The following is a 1,614-nucleotide window of genomic DNA, read 5'->3' as shown; positions in this document are numbered from 1 at the left end:
AACGGTTTTTTGGTGATCATCCGAGATTTCATATTCAACCATTTCCAAAGCCGGTGAATCGTATTGACTGCTTGCTTCCACTAAATCACTCTTGTCTGCAAATGCGATTGCTCCTTCGAGAGGCTTTCCGTTAATTGAATGGAAACTTTTGTTCAAGGCCTCATCCGTTGATGTGGCAATGCTGATTCCTTCTCCAGTGGAAATCATTTGTGGCCCCGTCTTGGAATCCAGTCCCTTCAAGGCAAAGTTTGAAAAGACAGGATGTTTAACACAACTAAAAGGAGCGTCTGAATCAAGAAGCAGCTCGTCTTTCGACAAAAAGTATTTCCCGAGCAATATTTTTGTCGCTTTTTTCACTAATTCAACTCCGGCTACCTTGCTGACTATTGGCATCGTTCGGCTTGAACGCGGATTGATTTCAAGAAGCAATACATCATTTCCATTCACTATAAATTGGATGTTCATTAATCCTTTATAGTTAATTTCTGTCACGATTTTCTTGGCATAATCGGCCATTAGTTGCTTTGTTTCAGCTGAAAAGCTCCGGGCAGGGATAATACAGAAGCTATCGCCTGAGTGTACACCCGTTTTTTCAATATGTTCAATAATCGCTGGTATAAGAATATGTTCACCATCTGAAGCAAGATCTAGCTCTGCCTCAGATCCTTTAAGATATTGGTCCACAAGGATCGGATACTGTATATTTCCTGCCTCAATTACACTCCTTAACTCTTGAGGATTATGGATCACTACCATGTTCAATCCTCCGATTACATAGGAAGGACGAATCAGTACAGGGTAACCTAATTGTTCAACAGCATTCAGAAGCCCAGCTTTATTCGCAGCCGTTTCTCCTTTAACTCTTGGGATATTTAGCTTATCAAGCAGCTGATAAAATTGGTCCCGGTCTTCAAATAGGTCAATTGTTTTAGAGCTCGTGCCCAGCAGCTGGACACCTGCTTTTTCAAGCCCTTTTGCCAGGTTCAAAGCTGTTTGTCCACCGAGCTGGACAATCACTTCTTGGATTCCCTCATTTTCGATGACATTCAAAATATCTTCAATCATCAATGGTTCAAAGTACAATCTGTCTGAGATTGCAAAGTCAGTGCTCACTGTTTCCGGATTATTGTTAATCATGATTGTTTCTATGCCTTCTTCCTTTAAGGCAAATACTCCATGTACAGAGCAATAGTCAAACTCAATTCCCTGACCGATGCTGATGGGCCCGCTGCCAATGACTAATACCTTGCGTTTGTTGCTTGCGGCAGGTGCTTCATTTTCTCCAAAATAACTGGAATAGAAATAATTTGAGGACGATTCAAATTCAGCGGCACATGTATCGACCATCTTATATACCGGTGTTACACCATAACTTTTTCTTAGTGATCTAATCTTTTCCTCCGTAACCTTCCACTCTTTGGCGAGAAATTCATCACTAAAGCCTTTTTCCTTAATGTGCCTTAACTCTGAGGCTGTAACTTTTTCGCTGCTTAGCCCTTCAATCATCTTTTCCATATCAATCATCGCCTTAAATTTAGCGAGGAAAAATAAATCAACTTTCGTTTTCTGATGCAGTAAATGAATGTCCTCATGATGGCGAAGCAGCTCAAGCAA

At 41.0% G+C, this 1,614-nt stretch carries 1 protein-coding gene; it reads right to left on the bottom strand.

Features of this window, described 5'->3' with window-relative positions; genetic code table 11:
• Positions 1-1,614 (bottom strand): ATP-grasp domain-containing protein (locus tag WB217_RS06800; RefSeq protein WP_423991866.1); only part of this gene is annotated, 1,614 nt, incomplete at both ends.

The sequence above is a fragment of the Mesobacillus sp. genome (assembly GCF_049588175.1).
Taxonomy (GTDB): Bacteria; Bacillota; Bacilli; order Bacillales; family Cytobacillaceae; genus Mesobacillus.
Note: the sequence above shows the minus strand (reverse complement) of the source record. Positions and strands in the feature narration are given on the sequence as shown.